The 19,685-nt window shown below is 33.7% G+C and carries 18 protein-coding genes; 4 read left to right on the top strand and 14 right to left on the bottom strand.

The genetic code is table 11. The features are described from left to right. Positions 1-110: 110 nt before the first annotated feature. From ACQKP0_RS19590 to ACQKP0_RS19570, 5 genes are all read right to left on the bottom strand, one after another. The gene (locus ACQKP0_RS19590; protein WP_427407522.1) at positions 111-1,229 is read right to left on the bottom strand and encodes an N-acetyldiaminopimelate deacetylase; all 1,119 of its coding nucleotides are present in this window, start codon (positions 1,227-1,229) and stop codon (positions 111-113) included. A gap of 67 nt (positions 1,230-1,296) precedes the next feature. After that, on the bottom strand, positions 1,297-1,998 hold the full coding sequence (gene dapD, locus ACQKP0_RS19585; RefSeq protein WP_427407521.1) for a 2,3,4,5-tetrahydropyridine-2,6-dicarboxylate N-acetyltransferase: 702 nt from the start codon (positions 1,996-1,998) through the stop codon (positions 1,297-1,299). A gap of 87 nt (positions 1,999-2,085) precedes the next feature. Then, the gene (locus tag ACQKP0_RS19580; RefSeq protein WP_427407520.1) at positions 2,086-2,973 is read right to left on the bottom strand and encodes a LysR family transcriptional regulator; all 888 of its coding nucleotides are present in this window, start codon (positions 2,971-2,973) and stop codon (positions 2,086-2,088) included. Positions 2,974-3,249: 276 nt separating this feature from the next. Further along, positions 3,250-3,696 carry a cyclic-di-AMP-binding protein CbpB gene (gene cbpB, locus ACQKP0_RS19575; protein ID WP_427407519.1) on the bottom strand — a complete coding sequence of 149 codons (447 nt, stop codon included), beginning with the start codon at positions 3,694-3,696 and terminating at the stop codon, positions 3,250-3,252. Positions 3,697-3,959: 263 nt separating this feature from the next. Further along, the gene (locus ACQKP0_RS19570; RefSeq protein WP_427407518.1) at positions 3,960-4,214 is read right to left on the bottom strand and encodes a YkuJ family protein; all 255 of its coding nucleotides are present in this window, start codon (positions 4,212-4,214) and stop codon (positions 3,960-3,962) included. A gap of 535 nt (positions 4,215-4,749) precedes the next feature. Between ACQKP0_RS19570 and ACQKP0_RS19565 the strand changes: the two genes are divergently transcribed. After that, complete coding sequence (locus ACQKP0_RS19565) at positions 4,750-5,703, top strand: MBL fold metallo-hydrolase (protein ID WP_427407517.1); 954 nt, start codon at positions 4,750-4,752, stop codon at positions 5,701-5,703. Between the two features lie 41 nt (positions 5,704-5,744). On the opposite strand, the gene ACQKP0_RS19560 is transcribed toward ACQKP0_RS19565, so the two are convergent. From ACQKP0_RS19560 to ACQKP0_RS19545, 4 genes are all read right to left on the bottom strand, one after another. Next, positions 5,745-6,629: an acetamidase/formamidase family protein gene (locus tag ACQKP0_RS19560; protein WP_427407516.1), complete on the bottom strand. Its 885-nt coding sequence runs from the start codon at positions 6,627-6,629 to the stop codon at positions 5,745-5,747. Between the two features lie 44 nt (positions 6,630-6,673). Next, positions 6,674-7,396 (bottom strand): DsbA family oxidoreductase, encoded by a 723-nt coding sequence (locus tag ACQKP0_RS19555; RefSeq protein WP_427407515.1) that lies wholly within the window; start codon positions 7,394-7,396, stop codon positions 6,674-6,676. A gap of 155 nt (positions 7,397-7,551) precedes the next feature. Next, entirely contained in the window at positions 7,552-8,316 is a 765-nt protein-coding gene (gene fadH, locus ACQKP0_RS19550) for a 2,4-dienoyl-CoA reductase (protein WP_427407514.1), read from the bottom strand. A 116-nt stretch (positions 8,317-8,432) separates the two neighbouring features. Further along, on the bottom strand, positions 8,433-8,654 hold the full coding sequence (locus tag ACQKP0_RS19545) for a hypothetical protein (RefSeq protein WP_427407513.1): 222 nt from the start codon (positions 8,652-8,654) through the stop codon (positions 8,433-8,435). A gap of 233 nt (positions 8,655-8,887) precedes the next feature. On the opposite strand from ACQKP0_RS19545, the gene ACQKP0_RS19540 reads away from it, so the two are divergent. Beyond that, positions 8,888-9,763, top strand: coding sequence for a metallophosphoesterase (locus ACQKP0_RS19540; RefSeq protein WP_427407512.1), 876 nt, complete (start codon positions 8,888-8,890; stop codon positions 9,761-9,763). A gap of 50 nt (positions 9,764-9,813) precedes the next feature. Here ACQKP0_RS19540 and ACQKP0_RS19535 read toward each other — a convergent pair whose 3' ends face one another. The 3 genes from ACQKP0_RS19535 to ACQKP0_RS19525 all read right to left on the bottom strand — a co-directional run bounded on the left by ACQKP0_RS19535 (position 9,814) and on the right by ACQKP0_RS19525 (position 15,897). Beyond that, positions 9,814-11,952: an EAL domain-containing protein gene (locus ACQKP0_RS19535; RefSeq protein WP_427407511.1), complete on the bottom strand. Its 2,139-nt coding sequence runs from the start codon at positions 11,950-11,952 to the stop codon at positions 9,814-9,816. Between the two features lie 364 nt (positions 11,953-12,316). Then, positions 12,317-15,442, bottom strand: coding sequence for an MMPL family transporter (locus ACQKP0_RS19530; protein WP_427407510.1), 3,126 nt, complete (start codon positions 15,440-15,442; stop codon positions 12,317-12,319). Next, positions 15,439-15,897, bottom strand: coding sequence for a MarR family winged helix-turn-helix transcriptional regulator (locus ACQKP0_RS19525; RefSeq protein WP_427407509.1), 459 nt, complete (start codon positions 15,895-15,897; stop codon positions 15,439-15,441). Before ACQKP0_RS19525 ends, ACQKP0_RS19530 begins: the two co-directional genes overlap by 4 nt. A gap of 304 nt (positions 15,898-16,201) precedes the next feature. Here ACQKP0_RS19525 and ACQKP0_RS19520 point away from each other — a divergent pair, with 304 nt between their 5' ends. Then, a complete protein-coding gene (locus tag ACQKP0_RS19520; RefSeq protein WP_427407508.1) occupies positions 16,202-16,666 on the top strand; it encodes a YkyB family protein in 465 nt (154 codons plus the stop codon). A gap of 65 nt (positions 16,667-16,731) precedes the next feature. On the opposite strand, the gene ACQKP0_RS19515 is transcribed toward ACQKP0_RS19520, so the two are convergent. Continuing rightward, positions 16,732-17,637 carry a chemotaxis protein gene (locus ACQKP0_RS19515; protein ID WP_427407507.1) on the bottom strand — a complete coding sequence of 302 codons (906 nt, stop codon included), beginning with the start codon at positions 17,635-17,637 and terminating at the stop codon, positions 16,732-16,734. Between the two features lie 133 nt (positions 17,638-17,770). After that, on the bottom strand, positions 17,771-18,274 hold the full coding sequence (locus ACQKP0_RS19510) for an RDD family protein (protein WP_427407506.1): 504 nt from the start codon (positions 18,272-18,274) through the stop codon (positions 17,771-17,773). Between the two features lie 177 nt (positions 18,275-18,451). Here ACQKP0_RS19510 and ACQKP0_RS19505 point away from each other — a divergent pair, with 177 nt between their 5' ends. After that, positions 18,452-19,621: an aminotransferase A gene (locus ACQKP0_RS19505; protein ID WP_427407505.1), complete on the top strand. Its 1,170-nt coding sequence runs from the start codon at positions 18,452-18,454 to the stop codon at positions 19,619-19,621. The last annotated feature ends 64 nt before the right edge of the window (positions 19,622-19,685 follow it).

Below are 19,685 nucleotides of genomic sequence, written 5' to 3'. Positions count from 1 at the left end.
AAATTTTATAAAAATTTTAATTTTCTACCATCTATTTTACATTACATTCCGAAAAATTAAATATTTCCCACAAAAAAAAGCCCAAATCGTTTCGATTTGAGGCTAATACCCTACAATGTTTCAATATAATCCGTTATAACTGATATAGAAAAATCAATTGCTTCTTCCTTTGGTTGTAATTTTGCATGGTGTAAACCATAAGGTGAATCAACACCTAGCCAAAACATGAAACCCGGAATTTCTTTAAGCATATAACCAAAATCTTCACCAGTCATTGCTTCCTTACAAACAAATAAATTTACATCATTTTTTTGTTGTAAAAACTCCATAAAATGTTTCGTTGGCTGTTCATGGTTATAAACTTGATGATACATTGATCCGTAATCGATATGTGCTTCACATTCAAAGCCATTTTCAATCCCTTTGACTAATGCTTCTATTCGGTGCTTTACTTTTCTCATCGCTTCCACTGATAAGGTTCTAATCGTTCCTTCTAATCTCGCTGATTCAGCGATAATATTTTGAACAGTACCTCCGGTAATTTTTCCTACAGTAATCACCGCACTATCTAGTGGATCGACATTTCTTGAAATGATCGACTGTAATTGAGTAACAAAATACGATGCAGCGACAATCATATCGTTTGTTTGATGCGGATAAGCAGCATGTCCGCCTTTTCCTTTGAAATCAATAAATAGTTCGGACGTATTAGCAAATAATAAGCCTTCTTTTACCGCTATTGTTCCAACTGGATATTCAGGGGCAATATGCAAAGCAAAAATAATATCTGGTTTCCAGTCCTTCAATTCTTCACTTTTCAGAATTGGTTCAGCTCCACCTGGCCCTTCCTCTGCAGGCTGAAAAATAAAGAGGAGATCATCCTGAATTGGATGTTGGACGAAATATGTTAATACACCAAGTGCAATACTCATATGAAAATCATGGCCACATGCATGCATTCTCCCTGTATGCTCTGACTTAAATGGAAGTCCTGTTTGTTCTTCTATCGGAAGTCCGTCAATATCTGTACGATAGCCGATTGTTTTTTCAGGAGATAAACCCAAAACTTTTACCAATAAACCAGTCCGCCATTTTCGAATAAGCAATCGATCATTTGGCAATGACTGAATATAATTTAATAGAAACATCTGTGTTTTAAATTCCTGAAATCCAAGCTCAGGTATTTGATGAAGCTCGCGCCGAATCTGTACAAAGGTACTTTCTGCCATACTATGTATTCCCCCTTATACTTTCTTGTTTGCAAAGAGCCTGGCATTAGCCAGGCTCTTGAAGATATTATAAATTACGCAGCTCTTGTTTAATTTCAATTTTCGATTTTGTTTTTTCATCAATGTCCTTTAGTTTTTTCGCTGGCACACCAGCAACCAGTGTATTTGGCGGGACATCATTAACAACAATCGCTCCTGCAGCTACAACAGAGCCTTTTCCTACAGTTACTCCTTCTAGAACGACTGCATTTGCCCCAATAAGTACATCATCTTCAATAATTACTGGTTTTGCAGAAGGCGGCTCAATTACGCCTGCTAAAACTGCGCCTGCACCGATATGACAGTTTTTCCCCACTGTAGCACGGCCACCTAGGACAGCATTCATATCAATCATTGTTCCTTCGCCAATAACTGCACCGATATTAATAACAGCACCCATCATGATAACTGCATTATTACCAATTTCGACTTGATCACGGATAATCGCACCTGGCTCAATACGTGCATTAATATTTTTCATATCAAGCATTGGAATAGCAGAATTGCGACGATCATTTTCAACAACATAGTCTTCAATTTGAGCTTTATTAGCTTCCAATATTGTGGAAATTTGGGACCACTCGCCAAAGACTACTCCACTATTTTCGTTAATAAATGTTTGAATGTTATCACCGAAATTTATTCCTGAAAGTGCACCTTTTATATAAACCTTTACAGGTGTAGTCTTTTTACTATTTGCAATAAATGAAATGATTTCATTAGCATCCATTTGAAAAAAATCCTCCTTTAATATATCTTAAATCTAGCATCTGAAAATTACTTTAACAAACGAAACGGTTATACACAAGAAATAAATTTATAATGTATGTGGCTGGGTCTCTAAAAATTCATTTACTACTTCAACAAAAGCTTGTACTTGCTTAAGTTCAAAGGCTGAATCATATCCTAAAAGCCATGTATCACGCTTTAATCTTTGATCATGATCACCTTTCAATGGAATTTTATTCATTCCCTTAGCAGCTTCATTTAAAGTGATTGCAGGTAAGATTGCATACCCGATACCATTAAAAGTCATTTGTTTACAGGTTTCAATTTGATCAACTACTATGGTCCGTTTCGGGGTTGTTTGAAATTTGCGATGCCACCAATCTTGTATTTCTTGATAATAATTGGAATCACTTTTAAATTGGATAAAAGGTCGATCTGTTTTTAAAACGTCCTCTACATTTTCGATTTCCTTATCTACTAAATACAAAGTATCTTCAAATAAATGTAATTTCGGCCCTTTCCAATCAGTAGAGCCGCGTAATATGCCAATATGCACTTCATCATCATAAAGCGATTTTAATATTTCACTGCTCCATCCTGTTATGAGAGAAATTTTCGCATGTGGGTATTTATTTACAAACTTCTCCAAAACTTTCGGTAGCCAATTTTGTCCCACAATGGAGGCACAGGCAATTTTCAATGTGCCATGAACTTTCGATTCTAAAGATTGAATCTGTTCTTTCACTTTTTCCTCTTGTTCTAAAACATCATTTGCATAACGAATAACTAATTCTCCAGATGGAGTTAGAGTTAACCCTTTCTGTGTACGAATAAAAAGCTTTGTCCCCCACTGTTTTTCAATGTTTTGAAGTCGTTGTGATAGCGCAGGCTGAGATACGAAAAGACGCTCTGCCGCTTTTCTCATATTCATTTCCTGAGCAAGAACTGATAATAGATGAAATTCAGATGTGGACATGTCTATTCCCCTATAAGTTTTTCTTATATTATATCCGAAAAAGAATTAAAAATCATTATTGATGCTTCATATTAACGTGTATTTTAGTTTCTTTTTTTATCGAGCGGCTTTGTTAATGGTTATTGTTGTAAAAATCACCTGTATGGTATGCGTGAAGCGATTTCTTTACGAAGTAAAACTAGCTGAACGCATACCATACAGGTTTTCATAAAAACAACAACATTGTTTAACAAAGCCTATCAAAAAAATTAGCTCCTATTTATTAGGAGCTATTTCTTATAACTGATTTAATTTTTGTATATGCCTTTTTAATTCCACTAATAAAGATCTTCTTGTAAAAATTCCTGCAAAGTATCCTTCTTCATCTTCTACACACAAAAATGGATGATCAATTAAAAGTCCTAATGCTTTTTCGAAATGATCCTCAATTCTAAGTCTTGGAATTTTTGATGTCATAACGTCTTCAACTTTTTTTTCATTGAGAAGTTCAAATTCAATTCGTTCTAATCCTAATATAGATTCAGTAATTAAGGATGAACTAATTAGTCCATGCAGTTTAAATTTTGAATCTAAAACTGGGATTGCTGAATATCCGCTTTTAGTTAATACAAGTAAAGCGTGCTCAAGACTATTTCCAATTTGCACATGAGCCACTTTTTCAGAAGCAATCATAAAATCAATAATCTTCGGTTCTAAAAATTCATTACTTTGTAAGGAAATCATTATAAAACTCCCTTGTTATGTTTTAAGGTTTCCCTTCATTATTTTATCATAAGATGCTTAAATAAGAACCGATTAACCTTGTTAAAATTTATTCTTTTTTTGAAGGAAGGCTTTAATATCCTGCAATTCCTTTTTCGTACTAATTAGCTCCGCCACAATCAATAGCATTAACAATAAATGGATCCCCAAAAACAAATAAATCATGAACAACATTCCTTTCTAAAAAAATTGATAAAAAAAAGAGCCTAATAAAATAAAAGGCTCTAAGCTGGATTTTTTTCTTCTTGAACAAGATCGAAAATTTCTATAGCTGTAATATCAATATCATCAAATTGGTATTTATTAACTTTCTTATCTTCATCATATTCTTCTAATTCAAATGTATCTGTTGCTGGAAAATATTTTACTTGACATAAAGTTTTACCATTCACTTCAAATCTTCGTTGTTGTATTTCTCCAGTATCTTTTGCTTCTTGCATTGCCTTTAATCTTTGGATAATTCCTAAAAGTTGAGACATAATAAACTCCTTTCTATGTTCCGGTCGCATCCTTTTTTAAGTCACCGATATATCATAACCCATACAATTAGCGATTACCACCCTTAATATTCACTAAATAACATAATTCAATTTTGCCATAATTCATAATTAAAGATGCTAAATATTAATTTTCTTTTTCTATTTTATCATTCCCGAAACCTAGAATCTAACAACTTTATTTAAATAATAAAATTTAAATACAAAAGCGGAAGCGCCACAGCTTTAGCGTACGGATTTCGTAGTCTTCGACTGAGATAAAGGAAATACGGTGAGGTAGTTCACGATCTAGTGAAAATGGCACTTCAAATTTCACCTGATGTTAACTTATCGTAGGGAGGAGACGGAGAAATCCGCTAGCTGACGGCTGCTTGCGCTAGACGTAAACCTCTCTCTTCATAAAATTATCTACAGTGCGAATATTTTATAATTTCCTAAACGAAAAATAACGAAAATTCTTTATATGCGAAGAAATGAAGATTACAATAGATTATATAAAATGAATAGGGGGATACGGATGAACATAATTCATATTGATGAAAGAATGAAAATAATCGATTTATATGATCTTAATCAAGTTGAACGAACCGGAGCATATGTGATACTAGACGAACAAATAACAGTAGTTGAAACATCAGCTAGTCCATCCATTCCTTATCTAAAAAAAGGACTTGAGGCTCTTAATATTAGTTTAGAACAAGTCAAGTATATCATATTAACGCATATTCATCTTGATCATGGTGGAGGAGCAGGACTTTTTCTTCAAGATTGTCCAAACGCCCATATTGTTGTCCATCCAAAAGCTGCACGTCACATTATAGATCCGACTAAATTGGAATTAGGCGCAAAAGAAGTGTATAAAAAAAAGTTTGATGAACTGTTTAACCCTATTATTCCTGTGCCGAAAGAAAGAGTAATGATTAAAGAGGATAATGGTACTTTGCAAATTGGAAAGGATACATATTTAAGATTTCATGATACACCTGGACATGCAAATCATCATTTTAGTATATACGATCCTGTGTCTAATGGAATGTTTACTGGAGACACTGCAGGAATTTATTACTGGATGCTAAAAGATCAAGGAATTGACTTTTTCTTACCGTCTACTTCACCTAATCAATTTAACCCTGAAGCTATGAAGCAGTCGATTGATTTTTATAGAAAGCAGGCACTAAATTATCTTTATTTTGGTCATTTCGGCTTTACATCTAAGGTTAATCAAGCTTTAGATGATGTTGAAAAATGGATTGATATTTTTGTTGATAGCGGCAGAGATGGATATTTATCTAGTAATAATGATCAACAACGGATCGAAAAAACATTTATGAACTTGCAACATATTGTTTTTGAAAGTTTAATAAATCAAGGAGTACCGAAGGATCATTCAATTTTTAGTATTCTCGAGCTTGATTTAAAGGTTAGTGCAATGGGATTAATTGATTTCTGGAACAAAAGCAGCGATTTTTAAAATCATCGCTGCTTTTACTATTCCATTAAATGGGACATTGACTAAAAGATATTTGATATGATTTCCTTTGGTATTACAATCCTTACTGTTACTAGCGGGTTGACAATTTGACTTATTTGCAAGTCACAAACTGCACTTAAAAGGCGGTACGCATCATTAAAAGTTATTGAAAGCTTCTTTTCAAACAGATGAACTGCTGCCTCCATTCCTTTATTTGCTGCTTGCTCAAGGGTACTTTCGGATGAAATAATCATATACGATTCTGCTGTTTCAACTATTGGCATAGGGATGGAGTCATTGATTTTCGAAGCATTCATCGTAACTTTCCCACCAATTTCAACACCTGAACCGTTCAGTTCCCCATCACCCATTGCAGCATGCAAATCACCTAGAGCTAACAATCCACCCTCATGAAAAACAGGAAGATATATTTTGCTGCCAACTGTAATATGCTTTGTATCCATGTTACCGCCATGATCTCCAGGTGATTCACAAAGAACCTCAGCATTAAGTGGAGCTGTGCCAATTACACCCACCATCGGCTTAATAGGTAAATGTATTGAATCATTAAATTTTACTTTTCCATCACTTACTTGAAAGATCCTTGTATCGGTCTGTTGAACGAGGTGGCCCAGTGGACCCATACCTGGATATAACACCATTACCCCAAACTCATCCAATTGAATATCAAGTATTTCAACACAAAGTGTATCTCCGGGATGTATATCGTTAATATAGATCGGACCTGTAGCAGGGTTAATATAATCAAGATTAATTTCTGTACGCAGCTGATTAGGACTTGTTATAGCACCACCATAGCAATCCATCGTTTCGACTATAAAGGTTTCCCCTATATTTATAGTATAGGCAGGCTTATTCTTAGAAGAAAAACTTTTGATAAATTGTTGTTTTTGAAATGTTTTCACTAGATCCCCAACCTTATTTATTTTTTATGCTTCTCTTCCCTTAGCTAATCCTCTGTAATCACACAGCCTTCATCTGTGCAGTATTCGCTTTTTGATTCTTTAGGATTTATCATTTTCAAAGGGGTTTTACCTTTTTCTTCTTCCCACACCATGTTTAATGCATTGCTAAAAGCTTCCGTTGGTTGTGCTCCAGAAATGGCATATTTTTCATTAATAACAAAGAATGGTACACCTGAAACCCCTATTTGTCTAGCTTCCTCTTCATCGCTTCTAACAGAATCTGAATAATCTGAGCCCTTTAACACAGAAATTGCATCCTCTCGATTTAAGCCTATTTCTGCAGCAAGATCGGCTAATGTTTCAGAATCACTTATTTTTTTTGAATCCGTAAAATATGCCTTAAGCAGTCTTTCACTCATTTCAGCAGACTTTCCATTATCCTCTGCATATTTAGCTAAACGATGGGCGTCAAATGTATTCGTCGGAACCATGGTATCAAAGTGATAAGTTAAACCGACTTCTTCAGCTTGTTTTCCAACATTTTCATTCATCTGTTTCGCTTGTTCCACACTCATCCCATATTTCTTTGCAAGTACCTCATGAATATTCAAATTGATATCCTTTTTTGAGTTCGGATCGAGTTCAAAGCTACGGAAAACTACTTCAACCTTATCCTTTTCAGGGAACTGACTTAATGCCTCCTCTAAACGTCGTTTCCCAATATAGCAAAAAGGACAGACATAATCTGACCATACTTCAATTTTCAATCTCATCATCTCCTTATATTTTACATATTCAAAGTAGATCTCATATCATCTAGCTTAGACCTAGTTTTCTTTTTCATTTATCATAACACTTCTATATTATCTTAATCACGTAAGTTGCTTAATATTTACATCAAAGGAGATGATATTACAATTAGTTAAAAAGGATATTGATTCAACCATTGTCCGCCATCCATTGTAATGCATTCGCCATTAATATATGCCGCTTGATCAGAAAAAAGAAAATAGGCTAAATCGGCAATTTCTTCTGGCTTTCCTAATCGACCAAGCGGTACACTATTTAGAGTCCGTTTGGCTGCTTCTTCAGATTCCCACAGCTTATCTGCACCACCTGTTCTTTCTATTGGTCCTGGTGCAATAGCATTTACACGAATACCATATTTTCTCCCCCATTCAACTGCAAGAGTCCTTGTTAAAGATAGAACTCCTGCTTTCGCAGCAGCAGAATGGGCAACTCCAGCTCCAGCATTCCAAGCATATGTAGCAACCATGTTAATAATACTTCCTTTAATTTTACGCTCAATCCAATAGTTTCCGACAGCTCTAGAACAATAAAAAGTTCCATTTAACACAATATTAATAACAGAATTCCAACCATTTACCGATAGTTTTTCTGCATTGGAAATAAAGTTTCCAGCAGCGTTATTTACTAGAAAATCTATTCTGCCAAACTTGCTATCAACTTCATTCACCAAACGATCAACATCTTCAGGGTTTCTAACATCCATCTGTACAGTTAAAATATTCGGATGAATCTTAAGGAGTTCGCCTTTCACCTCATTAAGTCGTTCTTCATTCCTTCCTGTAATAACTACATAAGCTCCTTCGTTAGCAAATCGCAATGCCATGTATTTTCCCATTCCACTTGAGCCACCAGTAATAATAACCACTTTTTCTTTCATTTACTATATCCCCCTTAATTCATAATGAATGAATAATCATTCATATTATACCATAACATCAAACGATTAAAAATATTCAAAAATTTAAAGCTAAAAAGGACCGCTTTCGGTCCATTCTATTTATCTCCCATTTTATTTAAGAGAGATTCATTTAATCGGGATAAGCATCGGATAATTGTTTTTTTTCGATGATACCCTTTTACCGTAACTGTGATATTATTATATTCTGTAAATACCTGTCCCCAAGAACCAGCTGGTGAAAAGCCATAAGCGTAAATTTTTATCATACCCTTATCAGCAGGCAGGAAAATGACATCCATTTGGTCATGTCGTTTCATTAGTTGAGACCCCTTTCTATTTATAGTTAGGTGTTACCGAGAGATTTATCATTGTTATATATATATGAAAGTAATCTTGTAATCATTTTATTTATTTTTCCTACTGCACTATCCTATTATAATTTGAATATACATTTAAAAGAATAATATTTCAATAAAAAAGGAGAGAAGCACATCGCGAAAATAATGGAAAGCATAAATGATGAAGTTCTCTTTTCACGAGTGCAACCCATATGACTAATACCGTCTCAAGACGAAGCTTTCTAAAAAAAGCCATGGGTACAATGCTTTCTATGATCGGAATAGGAAGTGGCGGCTATATTTACTCTAGATATATTGAACCGAAACGGCTTGAAATTAAAACTTTAACCGTAGAGAATAAAAAAGTTCCTCCAAGCTTCGATCAATTTACAATTGTTCAATTTAGTGATACACATTTAGGATTCCAATATACTCTTGATCAATTAGAACAACATGTACAAAAAATCAATTCCTTTAACCCAGATATTATTTTTTTTACTGGTGATCTAATGGACGAGCCAAATCAATACCCAGATATAAATAAAATCCCTCCGATTTTAAATAATTTAAAGGCTCCTTACGGAAAATATGCTGTTTACGGCAATCATGATCACGGAGGATATGGTACGAATATATATTCGAAAACGATGAAAGAATCCGGATTTACTGTATTAAGAAATCAAATGACTCCTATATACCATCCTGATGGATCTGCCATTTATTTGGCAGGAATTGATGATGCAATGTTAGGGAAGCCTAATTTAACACAAGCATTAAGAAACATTCCTAAAAATTCTTATAATATTCTTCTTTCACATGCACCAGACTTAGCAGATATCGCTTCATTTGAAGGTGTGGATTTCCAATTAAGCGGCCATAGTCATGGAGGACAAATACAAATTCCATTCTATGGAGCATTGATCACACCCCCATATGGAAAAAAATACATTGAAGGTGAATATTTTATTAAGAAGAATAATCCTCTAGTTTTATATGTTAATAGAGGTTTAGGAACAACTAGATTACCATTTCGTTTTTTAGCAGTTCCAGAAATTACAGTGATAAAACTAAAAGCAATCGGAAAGTAATCGATTGCTTTTAGTTTTATTTTATTGGCTATGTTAATGTTTATTGAGACTTAACCATATAATACTTTTTGTTCGATTTCTTCTGCACATACTGGACGGCTAAAATAATAACCTTGAGCCTTCTGGCAATCTGCAGAAACTAAAAACTGTACTTGATCTTTTTCTTCTACACCTTCTGCAATAACTTCCATCCCTAAATTATGTGCAAGATGGATAATCGTTTTTGTAATTGCAGCATCCTTTTCATTTACTTGAATCTCTCGAACAAATGACTGATCAATCTTTAATATATCTATTGGGAATCTTTTCAAATAATTTAAGGAAGAATACCCCGTACCAAAATCATCCACAGAAATAATAATTCCCAGTTCTTTTAATCGATGGAGCATTGATAATGCAGCGCTTGTATCTTCCATTGCACCTTCTGTAATTTCAATCTCTAATGCAGAAGATGGTAAATTATTTAATAGCAATGCTTCATGAATAATATCAGGCAAATTAATTTGCAGGAACTGCTTTGGCGAAATATTGACAGCAACTCGTATATCCCGATGGCCTTTCTTTCTCCACTCACCAAGCTGGGCACAAACACTTTGGATTACCCATTCACCAATAGGTATGATTAAACCTGTTTCCTCAGCTAATGGAATAAATTGAGAAGGAGGAACATCACCAAATTTCCGATTTTGCCAGCGAAGTAATGCCTCAAAGGTTTTAATTTTCCCGGTTTTTAAATTTACTTGAGGCTGATAGTGCATTACAAACTCATTCATTTCAATGGCTTTACGTAAATGTGCTTCCATTAAAATGTAATTTGGAAAGGCATTATTCATGTCCGTTCGGTAGAATCTGAAATGGCCTTTACCTTTTTCTTTCACCTGCAATAGTGCACTATCAGCATTTTTTATTAAAGTTTCTGAATCCTGACCATCTGCTGGGAAAAGGCTTATTCCAATTGAAGGTGTAATGTAATAGTCTTGGTCATTAATATTGAACGGTATATTAAATAAAGCTAAAATATTTTTCGAAATCCGATTAACTTCTCTTTTTTCATGTTCTCGTAATAATATAACGAACTCATCACCACCAAGACGATATACACGATAATTAACTACTTTTATATTTTTAAGCCTTTCAGCTGTTTGCTTTAATAAAACATCACCAGCTTGATGACCCAGTGTGTCATTAAAATATTTAAACCGATCAATATCAATGTACAGTAATGCGAATTCTCGATTTTGTTTCTTTGATTTCACAATCTCACATTGCAGATGTTCCATTAGTGCCCGCCGGTTCCATAATCCTGTTAAATGATCGTGTAAAGTCATAAAATTAATTTTCTCATTACTTTCCCACTTTTCCGTTTGATCACGGACAATAACATAAATTCCGACAATTTTTTCATCAACAATAATTGGAACAGTTTTTAATTGGGCATTAATTTTCTTGTTTTTATCAGTAATAAATGTACAATCATTCGTTTCTTGTGGTTCACCCACCAAAGTATTCTTCATTAATCGATAGATTTCTGCTACTCCATCTTTATCGACGAAATCATAGATAGATCGATCCATTAAATCCTGTTCATTATAGCCGAATAGCTCTAAAGATGCAGGATTTGCATTTAATATTCTTCCATTTTCATTTACGGAAATAATGGCATCTAAATTATGAACAATTAGGGATTTATATATTTGCTTACTTTCAATTAATTGCTTTTTTTCACAAATGGCAGATGTTACGTCTCGAGTAACTGCCACTATATAGGTGATTTTATCATCAGCATCCTTTATTCCTGTTAGACGTGATTCAAATATCCTTTTATCCCCATTTTTAATTTCAATTTCATCTGTAAAAACTACCGTTTCCTTTGAATTATTAACTTGATTATAATAATGGACTAGATGTCTTGCACGATCTTTTGGTAAAGCTTCTTCTAATAATTTTCCAATATCTTCATGACAAAGATTAGCATGTTCAAGTCCTTTTTCATTTACAAAAACATAACGGAATTTTGACCCAGGTTCAACTTTCATTATAAAGATCATATCAGAAAGCTGAGCGAAAAATATGTCTCTAATCATTTTTTCTTCATTCTGGTTTTCAGGATGTTTCATATCTTTTTGTTTTTGTCTAAAATTTATTTGATCCATATTCTCATCCTTTTTTACCCCTGTCGTTCCAATCAATCCAAAAAAAATGTAGTTTTTTCTCTATTTATGTCTATTTTACAAGGAAATGCTAGAAAATAATAGAATGAAATGAAAAATAATCTATTTTTTCTTCTTAAGATAAGAAAAGCGCAAGCGCCGCAGCTCTAGCGTACGGATTTTGTAGTCTTCGACTGAGATAAAGGAAACCGTGCTGAGGTAGTTTACGAGCTGATGTTGACTTATCGTAGGGAGAAGACGGAGAAATACGCTAGCCGATAGGCGCTGGAGCTAGACACAGCAAACACTTTTCATGCCTAATATCCCTAGTAAATTTTATACTTTCTTACCTTTTAAAAAATGAAGCTGTCTGAAAGCAAAGTATCAGACAGCCCCATTAAAATTATTTATTTGAAATAAATGGCCACCAATTCCCTTTACCTAGTGACCGAACCATTACTGGAACAAACAAAGGTAAAATAATAAAGGCATAGAATAATAATCCTGATAGCACAATTGTTGCGATTTGCAGCAATGACATAACTCCAGAAGGCAGCATAGCAGCAAATGTACCTGCTAGTATAATAGCTGCTGAGATAATAACTGTCCCCATATTTTTCATTGCTAACAATAATCCTTCCTTCACATCAAGATGTCGATATTCTGTAAATCGATCCATTAGGAATATAGAATAATCTACTCCAAGTGCCATGATGATGACAAAGCCAAAGAATGGAACAGCCCAACTAATTCCAGAGTGCCCTAAAATATTTACAAATATTAATTCTGTAATAGCAATAGAAGAATAATAGGTTAAAAGTAATGAAGCAATTAAATAGATAGGCATTACAAGAGATCTTAATAAAATTACTAATATAATCGCAATTCCTCCGATCATAAACATGACCGTTCGATTATAATCCTCATTTGACATGGTTTGTAAGTCGTGATTCATGCTTGTTATTCCGGAAATACCAATGTGAGCATTTTCAAGCTTTGTTCCTTTTATAGAAGAATTCAAAGTATTTTCTATATCTTTAATGGTACTCATTGCCTTATTTGAGTAAGGATTTTCGTCTAGAACTATGTCAAATGTTGTTACCTTGCCATCATCAGATAAATACACATCAAACACTTTTTGAAATTCCTTATTTTTCATCAATTCATCAGGGATGTTTACTCCTGATTGCTGCATAGGTGTATCCTGTGAGAGCTTATTTAAAAAGGTATTAGCATCATTTATTCCGGATTTTATTTTCTCAAGCCCTTCTGCACTTTGATTAAGACCATTTGTAAGCTTAGTCATTTGTCCGGTCAGTGGACTAAATCCTTTCATTAGCTGATTTTGCCCATCAGAAATTTGTTTAAGCCCGTTTGAAAATTCCGGTAGTTTGCTGATAGCTTGATTTTGTCCATTAGCAAGCTGAGAAAGCCCCCCCTCCATTTGAGTTAAGCCTGAAATAATCGGATCAAAGCCTGCTGCAAACTTTGTTAATCCCTCAGTAATTTTACTTAAACCAATATTCGCGTGGGATAGTCCAGTATTGGCATTAGCAAAATTCGCGTTTAAAACCTTCATTCCCGGAAGGAGTTCACTATCTAGATTTTGTGCAAGCCCTTGTACTGTTAATTTTATTTTCATATAGTCTTTATTAGTAAGTATATCTTGCTGCTTATTCTCTAATGCTGTGAAATTGGCGTTAAGGTTCTCTAAATTTTTTTGAGCCGACTTAACACCTGCATGAATATTCTTATAATTATCAGCGATATTTCCTAAGCCTTTTTGAATCACTTGATAATTCTTCAAGAGCTCTTTTGTCCCATTTTTGAGATTAATCGCTTGTTTTTTTGCTTCGCTTAATCCTACCTTAAGATCTCCCGCCCCATCACCACTCTTGCGTATGTTTTCTTCAATTTGGGAAAGGGCATCACTCAGCCTTCCTATACCTGACTGAAGCTTTATCGTGCCAGATTGAAGGTCACCAATCCCATTTGTTGCATCTTGTAGTTTAGGTGTTGATTCAGAAAGTGATTTAGCTGCATTACTTAACCCATCTTTAATGGTACCGATTCCTTCATTCCCTTTATTTAAGCCGTCACTTAATGTAGTTACTTGATTTTTCACATATAGCTCTTTCATGACATCGCCAACAGGTCTTGTTGCACTGCGAACTTTTTCAATATTTTTTGTATGTGATAAATCACTGCTAATTTTTTCAATGAGTCCTAAATATTCCTTGGAATTCATTGATTCGTCATTTTCAACAACTATTTTTACTGGCATAATCTCGCCAGGCCCAAAGCTATTTGATACTAAATTAAATGCTTTGACCGATTCGTATTCTTCACCAATTTCATCAAGTGAATTAAATGATAGGTCCCCATCATATGAAAACAATAATGGAACTGTAAAGATTGCAACGATGCCAAGGGCTATTATCGGGCGGCTGATTGATAATCTCCCCATCCAATCCCATAATTTACTTTGGGAATGAGAAATATCCCCTTTAAGCGGCCAAAATAACTTCCTTTTTAAAGTGGCCATAAAAAATGGCACAATCGTTAATAATGAAATTAATAAAAAGACAACTCCAATCGCCACTGCTGATGCCGATTGATACAACTTAAAACTAGCAAATCCTATCGATGCAAATCCAATCATAACTGCTATTCCGCTAAATATTACTGTTTTTCCAGCACTCTTATATGTAGCTAATATTGCGTTAATTGTATCATTCCCTCTTGAAAGTTCCTCCTTATACCGACTGAGCAGCAAAATACAATAATCTGTACCAATTCCAAAAAGGACAGCGACTAAAAAGATTTGTGTGAAATTGGAAAGTGGAAAATTAAGTTTATCGACTAAAAAAGCGACGACAGATTGACTTATGAGGTAAGTCAACCCGACCGTTACAAGTGGAATAATTGGTGCTACTAGTGAACGGAATACTAAAATTAATACAAGTAAAATAAATACAACTGTAATAATTTCAGTCTTTTTTAGTCCATTTTGCGAGCTGATAACTACATCTTCATTAATTAAACCGTTCCCTGTCATCATTGTATCTACATTTTGTGTTTTAATTGCTTTCTCAAGCTTTGCTCTAACATCTTTGACTTCCTTCTTTTCCATATTCACATCTAACATGGTAAGGATCGTCTTTCCATCTTTTGAAACAAGTTGATTTTTCAAGTCTTTTTGATCAAAATGGCTAGTTATTTCATTAATACTTAATTTTTCTTTATTTGATTTTAATTGATTAATCGTTTCTTCTATATTGCTAATTTGTGCTGATGTTAATTTTTGCTTATCATGAAAAACTATAATGAAGGTTTCCGAATGCGAATGTTTAGCTGAATGCTTTTCCATAATATCGATTGCCAATGTTGATGGATATCCATCAGGCACTGCAATTTGGCCTTTTTCACGGACAAGCATCTCCATATTTGGTGCCTTCCAAGCAAGTAAACCGACAACCACTATCCACAAAGCTATAATAATCCATCGAAATCGAACAATCATTTTCATACTTTTGGTCCCTCCTCATTCTTTTGTATGATATTTAATATTTTTTCATATAGATTTATAAAAGCTTCAAAATCTTCATGGTCTAATTCTTTTAAGTATATTGAAACAAAATTCTCAATTTTTGATTCGACTTCTTCATATACGGTTTTACCTTCTTCTGATAAATACAAATATATATTTCGACGATCCTCCTTATCTCTTTCTCGATAGATTAATCCTTTTTTTTCTAGTTTTTCAATTTTAACGACAATCGCACTTTTGTTTACACCTAATTGCTCTGCTAATTCAGAAGCTCTTAATGGTTGGCGATTATATAAGTTCCTCAAAATTGCAAACTGCTCAATAGACATATTATCCAGTACTTGTTCAGACATAATAGAGGAAATTCTTTTCGTAGCAAATAAATAAACATCCTCATATCTCTTAATTAATAATTTTATTTTTTGCTTATCCAATTTAGTTCACCCCATAAACGGTTGATAGTATCAACTATATGGATTCCAAGCTCGTCTGTCAATAAATATTCTGTATTATCGAAATTTTTTACTACTTGCGAAGTTTTATTCTCGGACAAGCTTTGCAATAGCGGATTTACGTAGTATAATATGGTTAATAATCGCTATTTAAGGTAAACAGTAACAATTAAAAACGGGTGTTCCTTTTAACCATTGGTTTATCTTTTTAAGGAACCACATACCCATTAAATATTATGATGATGTTAATAAAGCGAAAATTATTGATAGGAAAGGAGTTCTTTGTTTGAATTCGCATTATCCCACTCCCTTAAAACCTACAGTTGCGAACCTCTCACAATCAATTTTTACAGTCAATCGACATGCTAAAACAGCTACAAATCCGAAGTATTTGTATAAATTAAAGAAAGCAGCAATCGAAAAAATGCTTTTTGAGGGAAAAGCAATTAAGGTAGGACTTCATTTTTCAGAAAACCCTAAATATAGTCAACAGCAATCAGACGTACTTGTCCAATGTGGAGAATATTCTTTCCATATTCCCCCTTCTAAACAAGACTTCCAAGCTCTTCCGCACTTAGGAAAACTTGATCATTCATCGAAAAATCCAAAATGTCGTATGCCATTGAATCAAGCAAAACATTTATTGGAGATATACACGGGTATTCAAGAAATTCAACAGGCGTCCCGCCCACATTATCGAAACCCAAAGGTAACAAAGCCAATATTTAAAAAACTTGGAGATAGTTATTAATTACAGCAATGGACTGGCTATATAAAGACAAAAATAGACTCCCATACAGGAGTCCTTTTTTATTTTTAAATTATATGCTGATCGATTTTCATTATTAGTTCAGCAATCTCAGGCTTACTTACTTGATCATCAGCGCCTACCATTTCACCCTTATGTTTTAAACTTTCTGTAATTAATGATGAGAAGATAATGACAGGTAATTTTGATAAATCATTATGCTCTTTAATTTTTTTAGTTAAATGATGACCGTCCATTTGTGGCATTTCAATATCAGTAATGACAAGCTGCACATCTTTTAATATATTTCCACCTTCATTCAGTAGCGATTCTAAATACTGAAATGCATCCTTGCCATTTTCAAAAAACTCTACATTTTCATAACCTGCTTCAAACAAAGTATCATATATTAGCTTCCTTAATAATGCTGAATCCTCTGCTATTACTATTTTTTTCGAGGATCTTTCTCGTTGTCCAAGTTTTTTAATGATATTTTTATTGATTCCTACTTCCGGATTTATTTCTGTAAGAATCCTTTCAAAATCCAACATCAATATCATATGTTCGCTTCTTTTAATGACACCAATAATTTGTGTCGTATCACCGGAGTACATATCTGAAGGTTTTTCGATTTGATCCCAAGAGATGCGATGAATTTTTGTGACATTATGTACATGAAATACTACCTTTTGCTGGTTAAATTCCGTTACAATGTATTTTTCATTTTCCTTATTATCACTATCTCCAAGATCCAGTACTTTTTTTAAATCAATAACTGGCAGAACTTCTCCCCTTAATTGAATAATTCCTTTAATAAAGGAATGTACGTGAGGAATAAATGTTACAGGCAGTGGCTGGATAATTTCTTTTACTTTTATGACATTAATACCGAAACTACTGTTTTGAACTTCAAATTCAATAATTTCAAGTTCATTTGTTCCACTATCTAACAAGACACCATTCGTATTTTCCATGTAAAACTTCCTTCCAATGTATGTATATATTGTAAATATACCATGAAAAGCTTTCCTGCGTCTTTTGGATTATACAAAAAAATCCTCACTTAGTAATGTTTATACAAAATCACTACGTTGTGAGGATATAATATTATTTTGATTTAATGACATATGTCCCAGCTATCATATCATGTAGAGCTTGTTTTTTTTCTGTAAAAGCTGCCACGATATAACCAATATATAAAATGCCTGATAAAATCATAGCAAAATATCTCCCTAAACCACGTAAAAAAGATATACGGTTACCTTCAAGATCAACTACTTTAAGACCAAGTATACGTTTCCCGAGAGTTGCTTGCATTTTCGAAGCATGGAACCCTGCAAAATACGCAATGGAAACAAATATTCCAGCCAGACCTAATATTAAATAGAATGCTAATAATAAAAAAAACTGTTGTCCTGATAATTCTGCCTCAGCAGTATATATATCTAAATTTTCAAAGGAACCAGTACTTCCCAAGAAAAGTAAAATTGCAATAAAACTTAAAATAGTAAATGGAACGCCGACTATTATGATATCTATTAAATATGCGACAAATCTCAACCAAAATCCTGCATACTCTCTTTGTTTAGTCACGATAGATGCTTCATTCATTACCAAAAACCTCCCACAGATGACTATACCTATCCATTCTTATAAAAAAATTAAAAAATCCTAAAATATATCTTAAGATTTTATCGAATTAACTTTGCAATTATTGTTCTCTTATTCTATCATGAATGAAACAAGGAGTCATGATTAAATATTATTAGTACGTAGAGGGTGAAAAAAATGGAACACTTGCTTAACAAAAATGTTTTAGACATAGAAATATCAGGAATCAGAAAATTTTTTAATATGGTTCAGGATATTGACGATTTAATTTCGTTTACAATAGGTCAGCCTGATTTTCCAACACCGGAACACGTCAAACTAGCTGGAATTGAAGCGATCGAAAATAATTTCACTTCTTATACTCACAATGCTGGATATTTAAATTTGCGAAAAGCAGCTAGTGATTTTGTATATAAAAAATACGGACTGCAATATAACGCTGAAAATGAAGTAATTGTCACTGTTGGAGCTAGCGAAGCAATCGATATTGCCTTAAGGACGATTTTACGTGAGGGTGATGAGGTTATTTTGCCTGGACCAATTTATCCAGGATATGAGCCCATTATTCAAATGTGTGGCGGCAAACCAATTCATATTGATACAAGGGATACTCAATTTAAACTAACTGCAGAAAAAATTAATAATTATATAAGTGAAAAAACAAAGTGTATCATTCTTCCTTATCCTTCAAATCCAACAGGTGTCAGTTTGACAGAAAAAGAAATAAAGGAAATTGCAGCACTATTAAAGGATAAGGAAATTTTTGTAATTGCTGACGAAATTTATAGCGAGCTGGTCTATAATGAAATACATTACTCGCTGGCAGCAGATTTACGCAAACAAACCATTGTAATCAATGGATTATCTAAATCACATTCGATGACGGGCTGGCGTGTTGGCTTTCTTTTTGCACCCGAATTTCTCTGTAAACATATGTTAAAAGTTCATCAATACAATGTGTCTTGTATTTCTTCCATTTCTCAAAAAGCAGCATTCGAAGCTTTAACATCTGGGATTAATGATGCGGAAGCCATGCGTAAAGAATATTTTGAACGAAGAGAATATGTTAGTACGAGATTGACAGAAATGGGATTAGAGTTTGTTAAACCAGATGGCGCATTTTACTTTTTTGTAAAAATTCCTGAATATATTCATAAAGGCTCATTTGAATTTGCGATAGACTTAGCTAAAAAAGGAAAGGTTGCTGTCGTCCCTGGAGATGCTTTTTCAAAATATGGTGAAGGTTATTTCCGTATCTCCTATGCTTGTTCGATGGTGATTCTTAAACAAGGACTAGATCGTTTAAATGCATATTTAAAAAATGAAAACTCATCTCCTTCCCACTAGAGGCTGGAGATGAGTTTTCATTTATTGTCCAAAGGTAATAAAGTATAAAATTAACTAATGATAT

It is taken from the genome of Heyndrickxia sp. NPDC080065 (assembly GCF_050281185.1).
Classification (GTDB): domain Bacteria; phylum Bacillota; class Bacilli; order Bacillales; family Bacillaceae_C; genus Heyndrickxia.
Note: the sequence above shows the minus strand (reverse complement) of the source record. Positions and strands in the feature narration are given on the sequence as shown.

Coding starts and splice junctions, on each gene's coding strand:
- ACQKP0_RS19590 (WP_427407522.1), bottom strand. CDS start 1,229: ATGGCAGAAAGTACCTTTGTACAGATTCGGCGCGAGCTTCATCAAATA.
- dapD (WP_427407521.1), bottom strand. CDS start 1,998: ATGGATGCTAATGAAATCATTTCATTTATTGCAAATAGTAAAAAGACT.
- ACQKP0_RS19580 (WP_427407520.1), bottom strand. CDS start 2,973: ATGTCCACATCTGAATTTCATCTATTATCAGTTCTTGCTCAGGAAATG.
- cbpB (WP_427407519.1), bottom strand. CDS start 3,696: ATGATTTCCTTACAAAGTAATGAATTTTTAGAACCGAAGATTATTGAT.
- ACQKP0_RS19570 (WP_427407518.1), bottom strand. CDS start 4,214: ATGTCTCAACTTTTAGGAATTATCCAAAGATTAAAGGCAATGCAAGAA.
- ACQKP0_RS19565 (WP_427407517.1), top strand. CDS start 4,750: ATGAACATAATTCATATTGATGAAAGAATGAAAATAATCGATTTATAT.
- fadH (WP_427407514.1), bottom strand. CDS start 8,316: ATGAAAGAAAAAGTGGTTATTATTACTGGTGGCTCAAGTGGAATGGGA.
- ACQKP0_RS19545 (WP_427407513.1), bottom strand. CDS start 8,654: ATGAAACGACATGACCAAATGGATGTCATTTTCCTGCCTGCTGATAAG.
- ACQKP0_RS19540 (WP_427407512.1), top strand. CDS start 8,888: ATGACTAATACCGTCTCAAGACGAAGCTTTCTAAAAAAAGCCATGGGT.
- ACQKP0_RS19530 (WP_427407510.1), bottom strand. CDS start 15,442: ATGAAAATGATTGTTCGATTTCGATGGATTATTATAGCTTTGTGGATA.
- ACQKP0_RS19515 (WP_427407507.1), bottom strand. CDS start 17,637: ATGGAAAATACGAATGGTGTCTTGTTAGATAGTGGAACAAATGAACTT.
- ACQKP0_RS19510 (WP_427407506.1), bottom strand. CDS start 18,274: ATGAATGAAGCATCTATCGTGACTAAACAAAGAGAGTATGCAGGATTT.
- ACQKP0_RS19505 (WP_427407505.1), top strand. CDS start 18,452: ATGGAACACTTGCTTAACAAAAATGTTTTAGACATAGAAATATCAGGA.